This window comes from Kocuria sp. PD6 (assembly GCF_031844145.1).
Classification (GTDB): Bacteria; Actinomycetota; Actinomycetes; order Actinomycetales; family Micrococcaceae; genus Kocuria; species Kocuria marina.
The window spans coordinates 245,697-251,896 of sequence record NZ_JAUZUS010000005.1; the positions used below are offsets into that span (position 1 = coordinate 245,697).

The 6,200-nt window shown below is 68.9% G+C and carries 5 protein-coding genes; all 5 read right to left on the reverse strand.

Features of this window, described 5'->3' with window-relative positions:
- Positions 1-173: 173 nt before the first annotated feature.
- The 5 genes from Q9R22_RS06815 to Q9R22_RS06835 all read right to left on the reverse strand — a co-directional run bounded on the left by Q9R22_RS06815 (position 174) and on the right by Q9R22_RS06835 (position 5,944).
- A complete protein-coding gene (locus tag Q9R22_RS06815) occupies positions 174-614 on the reverse strand; it encodes a thiol-disulfide oxidoreductase DCC family protein (RefSeq protein ID WP_242670582.1) in 441 nt (146 codons plus the stop codon).
- Positions 587-1,438, reverse strand: coding sequence for a PhzF family phenazine biosynthesis protein (locus Q9R22_RS06820; protein WP_131332346.1), 852 nt, complete (start codon positions 1,436-1,438; stop codon positions 587-589). The genes Q9R22_RS06815 and Q9R22_RS06820 overlap by 28 nt, the downstream gene beginning before the upstream one ends.
- A gap of 139 nt (positions 1,439-1,577) precedes the next feature.
- Positions 1,578-2,642 carry a putative glycoside hydrolase gene (locus tag Q9R22_RS06825; RefSeq protein WP_131332347.1) on the reverse strand — a complete coding sequence of 355 codons (1,065 nt, stop codon included), beginning with the start codon at positions 2,640-2,642 and terminating at the stop codon, positions 1,578-1,580.
- A complete protein-coding gene (gene pelF / locus Q9R22_RS06830; protein ID WP_131332348.1) occupies positions 2,639-4,363 on the reverse strand; it encodes a GT4 family glycosyltransferase PelF in 1,725 nt (574 codons plus the stop codon). The genes Q9R22_RS06825 and pelF overlap by 4 nt, the downstream gene beginning before the upstream one ends.
- Before the next feature lie 141 nt (positions 4,364-4,504).
- Positions 4,505-5,944, reverse strand: coding sequence for a hypothetical protein (locus Q9R22_RS06835; RefSeq protein WP_242670584.1), 1,440 nt, complete (start codon positions 5,942-5,944; stop codon positions 4,505-4,507).
- Positions 5,945-6,200: the final 256 nt, after the last annotated feature.

Consider the following 6,200-nt stretch of genomic DNA (forward strand, 5'->3'; position numbering starts at 1 on the left):
GACCCGATCTTTGAACGCGGTGGAGCGGCGGCGCCGCGGTGGGATGGCACCGCTCGGGTAGCGACGTGTTCGGTGGGGTGGTGCGCGTCGGGGCGGAGTCATGGAGTCATGGCGCCGCAGTGTCTTGCCGTCGCGCGGGTGGCACGGCTCGCTCGGTACGCGGAGCGGAACCGTTACGGGGTCCCGCACTGCCCGGGGTGCTGCTGGCACCACGGGGTGACACCGGGGAACTTCCCCCGGTGATCGGCCACCCACCGGTACACGCGGTCCTGGACCCACCGCACGGGCGGTAACCGGTAGAACGGCTCGAACACCCGGATGCCCAGGGCGGTGTCCAGGGTCACGGCCACCGCGTGCGCCCCCGAGGATCGCTCACCGGAACGGGATAGGACGGCCCACACCGACGCGTTGCCCTCCGCATTCGTCAGTCCGAACCGCTCCAGTACGCCGGGGACCTGGTAGGCGTGCAGGGCGATCCGGTCATGGCGGTCCAGTGTCCGGGCCCATCCCACGCAGCGCGTGCAGAACCCGCAGTTGCCGTCGAAGACCAGGTGCAGGGACGCGCCCTGCTCGGTGCCCCGGGGGTTCACAGCAGCACCGTCCCGTCGATGCACGCGGTGCAGTGTCCGCCCACGAACACGTGGTCCCCGTCCGACGTCACGGTCACGAGGCCGCTGCGTCCCATGAGGGTGCCCTGTCGGGCGATGTAGTTCGCGGGCGCCCGGCCCGTACGGATGAGCCACTGGGCCAGGCTCGCGTTGAGGCTTCCCGTGACGGGGTCCTCGTACCCGCCGGTCCCACCCACGAAGGCGCGGACCTCGAACTGGTGCGGACTGCTCTGCGGGTGGGGACCCACCACGCCGATCTTGGCGCCGTGGAGAGCGGGAAGGTCGGGCTCGATCGCCAGGACGTCCTTGGCGCCAGCCAGAAGCAGCGCGGCCCAGCCGGGGCCGTTGTCGACCCACTGATGGGCGACGACCTGCTCGTCCCGCAGGCCCAGGGCCGCGGTCACGCCCCCGAGCAGTTCCGGGCCCAGGTCTCCCGTGCGGTCGGTGGGTGGGGCCTCGAAGGTCAGTGCGCCGTCGTCGGACGGGCGGATCCGCACGAGGCCCGCGGCGCATTCCTGGACGATGACGTCCTTGGCACGCGCGGTGTTGCCCGCGGTGAGCCATGCGTGGGCCGAGCCCAGGGTGGGGTGACCGGCGAACGGCAGCTCACGGTCCGGGGTCCAGATGCGCAGCCGGTAGTCGGCGGCCGGGTCCGTGGGTGGGAGCACGAACGTGGTCTCGGACAGGTTGGTCCAGCGCGCGAAGCGGGCCATGGCGTCGTCGGTGAGATCGGTGCCATCCAGGACGACCGCCACCGGGTTGCCCAGATAGGGCTCCCGGGAGAAGACGTCGACCTGGGTGAACGGGCGCGGACGAGGTATTGGGCTCATGGGGTGATTCCATCACAATGCGCCGACGGGGTGTCATCTCGCGCCCGGGCCCCACACGGCGCGGCCAGAGACAACATGTCCGGCGCACACGCCTGCCGGACGAGCGTCCGGCACGCGATGCCCCGCACCCCCGGTGGGCTCACCCCCGCCGCAGCACCACCCCGCGGCGGGGCTGCAGCACCAGGTGGGACCCCGCCGCCCGGCCCCGGACGTCGACCATGCCGCGCGGCACCCGGACGCGGCGGCGTCGTCGGCGGTCGGCGTTGAAGTTCACCGCGGCCCAGCCGTGCGTGAACTCGCGCCACCACGTGTGACCGCGGCGCACGGGGTCCTGCACCGGCGCGCCGAGGTCCCAGTCGAGCTGCGCGGTGTGCTGGGTGCGGCTGTAGTCGTCGTGCGCCGTGGCCGAGTACGCGCCGCGGCCCGCCCCGAAGATCCAGAACGCGGCCAGACCGTACTCGACATTGGGGTGGTCGTCGTCGCCGTCCGTGGGCACCCGCAGGATGCTGATGCCCGGCCCGTCCGCCTGGGGCAGCTGCGCCTCGGTGGTCTCCGGGTCGAACAGGTCCACCGGGCTGAAGCCCAGCCACACCTCCTCGAATCCGCCGCCGTAGGCCGCGTGGCTCGCCCAGCGGCCGGGCTCGCGCCGCGATTCCGCGATGTTCGGGACCAGGATCTTACCGACCGCGTTCAGGGCCGTGCCCGCGGCATGCACCAATTCGCCCGCGCCGTCGCGGAAATCCGCCATCGTCCGGGCATGACGGATGGGCAGGTCCAGGCCGTAGTAGTCGTCGAACACGTCGTTGTCCGCCATCACGCCGTCGAACGGCGAATCCCGCAGCTCGGCGACGACGTTGCGCACCCAGCGCTCGCGGTACTCGGGCGACCACACGGTCATCTGCCAGTGTCCGCCGTAGCGGGCCCACTCGATGCGTTCACCGTCCAGGCGCCGCGCGAACCACCGGTCCGGGGCCTCGGCGTACGAGACCCCGGAACTGTGGATCGGGCCCGGTTCGTAACTGCGGGTCGAGGACAGGCACTTGTAGCACAGCACCGTCATGTCCGGGCGGCGCCGCTTGAGGTCCGCGGCCGCCGCCGTCTCCCACGGCTGCAGGATCGCCGCCCGGTAGTGCTGCGCGGCGAAGTCGAGCTGCTCGGGGCTGATCGGGCCCCCGTACCGGATCCAGGCGCCGACGCCGCTCACTCGCCCGCGCCCGCCGACGGCGCGTCGAGCGCCGGTTGACGCAGGTCCGAGTACTCGAAGTTGCGCTTCTCACCCATGTTGCCGAGCATCCGGTAGATCTTGTTGTAGGAGGACATGACCTCGTGGAGCTGGAAGAAGTCCTCCACGCGGCCGCGGGCGTTGGTGCTGTAGGAGCGGTAACGATCCACGTTCCCGATCACGGCCTGGACCTTGTCCGCCATGGCCACGATGTCACCGGGTGCGAGCAGTTCACCGCACGGTCCCCACGTACGGCCGTCGGGGGTCACCAGGTCGTCGCCCACGAGCTGGCTCATGCCACCCACGTCCGAACCCACCGTGGGGATGCCCGCGGCCATGGCCTCGAGCACCACGATCGGCTGGCCCTCGTTGTAGCTCGGGAGCACCAGCAGGTCGAACTGGTCGAGCATGTCCCGTACGTTCACGGTCCCGTGGATGGTCACGAGGTCGTGGAGGCCCAGGGCCTCGATCTTCTCGAGGCACGCCTCGTAGTACTCGGGCACATGCTCGGTGGGGCCCAGGACGTCCAGGTGGATGTTGGGGTACCCGCGATCCCGCAGGATGTCCATGCTGGAGAGCAGATCCATGAGTCCCTTGATGGGCACCACGCGGGCGATGTACACGAGTCGCCAGGTGTGCTCCTCCGGGGACTGCGCAATGCGCTCCACCGCGGCTTGGCGGGCGTGGTACTTCTCCTCGAACTCCTCGATGATCATGCCGTTGGGCAGCACCACGGACTTGTCCACGTCCGCGCCCAGGCTCGCGGCCTCCGTGATGGCCGTGGGGTAGAGATAGGTCACGAGCTCGGCGCTCGGGTAGCAGAAGTGCCCGATCTCGATCCACCACGCCATCCACGCCCGGTCCTCGGCACTGACGTCAAACGTGCGGTAGTCCTCGGACGTGATCGACAGCGCCATGTTGCGGTCGAGCAGGGTGTTCACGGTGTCGCGCACGTACAGGTTGTGCTCGGTGAGCAGGAACGACGTGCCGTGATCGCGCGCGGCCGCGGCACCCAGCAGGGACGCGTAGCCGGTCGTGTGCGCGTGGTACACCCGGGCCCGGGGCATGGTCTCGCCCAGGATCGCGTGGGCCAGGGAGAAGAATCCGCGCAGCAACCAGAACGATTCGGACAGGGAGAGCCCGAGCTGCGGCATCCGCTCCGTCAGCGCATGCAGGAACTCGCGAGAGCCCAGGACGGCCCACAGGGGGTACTGCCGGGTACGTTCATTGAGCCCCTCGTCGATGAGCTCCCACAGTGGCTCGGTGTCCCGGGTACCGGCCAGGGCGTAGATCGCGTCGAAGATCCGGTGGGACAGCACCGTTCGCTGCTCAGCGGTCATGCCCAGATCCTTGGGGCGCACGGACATGAAGTCGTCCCGGTGCTCCTGCATGCTCAGGTAGACCACGCGGACCCATTTCACGTTCTCGGGCATGGAGTAGAGGTCCTCCTGGGGTGCCTCGGAGTCCCAGGAGATGTGGATGATCCCGTAGCTCAGGTCGGGGTTACCCGTGACGATGTCGTGGACGACCGCCGAGACCCCGCCCTTGAGGAAGGGGTAGGTGGATTCCATGACGATGGCGACGTCCACGTCCTCGTACTGCTTCTGGCGCTGTTGCGCGGCGGGGGACAGACGGGTGGGTTCCGCGACGGCCACGGACTTGGTGGCGCGGTGCTTGGCGTGTGAGCGCGTGAAAGGGTACATGTCAACTATTCCTCACGGGATGAAAGGGTCCGGGGTCGCAATGTGGCGACCAGCAGGGACGTGCAGTGGGGGCCGAGACCGGGCAGGACTGCGCCCGGGCGCGGCGGATGCGCTTGATAGGAAGCGCTTACGTGGACTGCGTTACCAGGACGTGGCGTGGCGCCAGAAGAGGGTGTACTCGGGCTGGGCCCAGTGACGCTTGTACAGTGCCCAGGCACCGGCGACCAGCACCAGGTCCGCGAGCAACAGGAGGGCGTACGCCCCGTTGGTGGAGAACACCGCGAACGCGAGGATGCTCACGACCAGGTGCACCGCACCCAGGGCCTGGGCCGTGATCTTCTCCCCGATGTAGTCCAGTTCGTAGCTCAACAGCGTGAGCATCATGAACGTCCAGGACGCCACGGCCACGGTCACCGCGAGGAGGACGTGGTGGGGCTGCAGTCCGCCCAGCAGCAGCGCGGCCGCCAGGGTCAGCATCATGCCCACCGCGCCGGTGCGCAGGACGGAGCGGTCCACCACGTAGCTGAGCAGCGTGGAGCGGGAGGCCAGCACGGGCAATGTTTCCTTCTCGATGGCCCGGTGCAGTCCGCTGACGGCGCGGTCCACGTGCGGGGCCATGTTGACGAAGTAGAAGTTGTAGGCGAGCACCGCGGGGAGCATGGCCATGAACACCACGATCACCTGGAAGGTCCCGTCCGTGGCCAGGAACAGCACGAACTTGTCCGCCCACAACACCGATCCGAGCAGCAGTCCGCGCAGCGCGTCCGCGGCGAAGTTGCGGTGGTCCAGGCGTTCGAAGACCCGCACGTGGGACAGCTGACGGCCCATTGCCGCGATCTGGGTGGCCGCGGCGACCAGGGGCGGAAGGATCCACACGGTGGGAACCACGGCCAGGGCCAGGGCGTAGGCGCCCCATGCCACGGCCCACAGGCCGCGGCGTTCTCCCACGTTGGCGAGGACCAGGGACTGTACGAACAGCACGTGCGTGCCCAGCAACAGCAGGTAGGCGCCCATGGCCTGCCAGGACCAGCCGGTGGCCAGCCACAGCGGCAGTGCGAACAGCGCGGCGAGCGGGAGGGTCTGCAGGAACATGGCCGGCCACACCTCGCAGAAGCACCGGGTGATCTTCTGCGTGTCCCGCTCGGCCATGAGGTCACCGATCGCGCGGTACGCGGGCATGCACGCGGCCTGCGCGAGCCAGGGCACGGTGATGGAAGAGGCCAGGACCACGTGGGTCAGTTGGACCCCACCCACGGTCGCCTCCGCCATGCGCGGGCTCACGAGCGGGAAGACGATGTTCAGGAAGATCACCGGGGAGAGGTAGAGCAACAGCTCCACCCCGCCGCGGGAGCTCCCGGCGGTTTCCGATGCGTGCTCGGCGCCCACCGGACGGGAGCCGCGCAGCACTAGGAACGCGGTGAGCAACACCAGCAGTCCGCCCGCGATGACCAGGACCTCGGCGTGTGAGCCCAGGAGTTCGAGCACCACGGGGACCAGCCCCGTGAGCAATAGGGCCACGACGATCGTGGCGGTACGAGTGCGACTGAAAGAATCGTGCACCAAAGTTCTCAGAGCTGTCACAGCTGTCCCCCGGGGATCCTGGCGCTTCCCGTCAGTACTTGTCATCGCGGAGTTCACCGGTGCGCCGGGGGATGGTGACGGATTGCCGGTGAGCTACGCGATCATGACCGGAGTGCATATCGGTTCAGACAATGAATGATTATGCATAGGCTTCTATGTGCCGCTGCCTAGTATCGCCGGGCCGGAACATGTCCCGGGAAGAGGCTCGGAATGGGTTTCCGGGATCCGGGTCCATGGGGAAATGCAGAACACCCGG

Coding starts and splice junctions, on each gene's coding strand:
- Q9R22_RS06820 (WP_131332346.1), bottom strand. CDS start 1,438: ATGAGCCCAATACCTCGTCCGCGCCCGTTCACCCAGGTCGACGTCTTC.
- pelF (WP_131332348.1), bottom strand. CDS start 4,363: ATGTACCCTTTCACGCGCTCACACGCCAAGCACCGCGCCACCAAGTCC.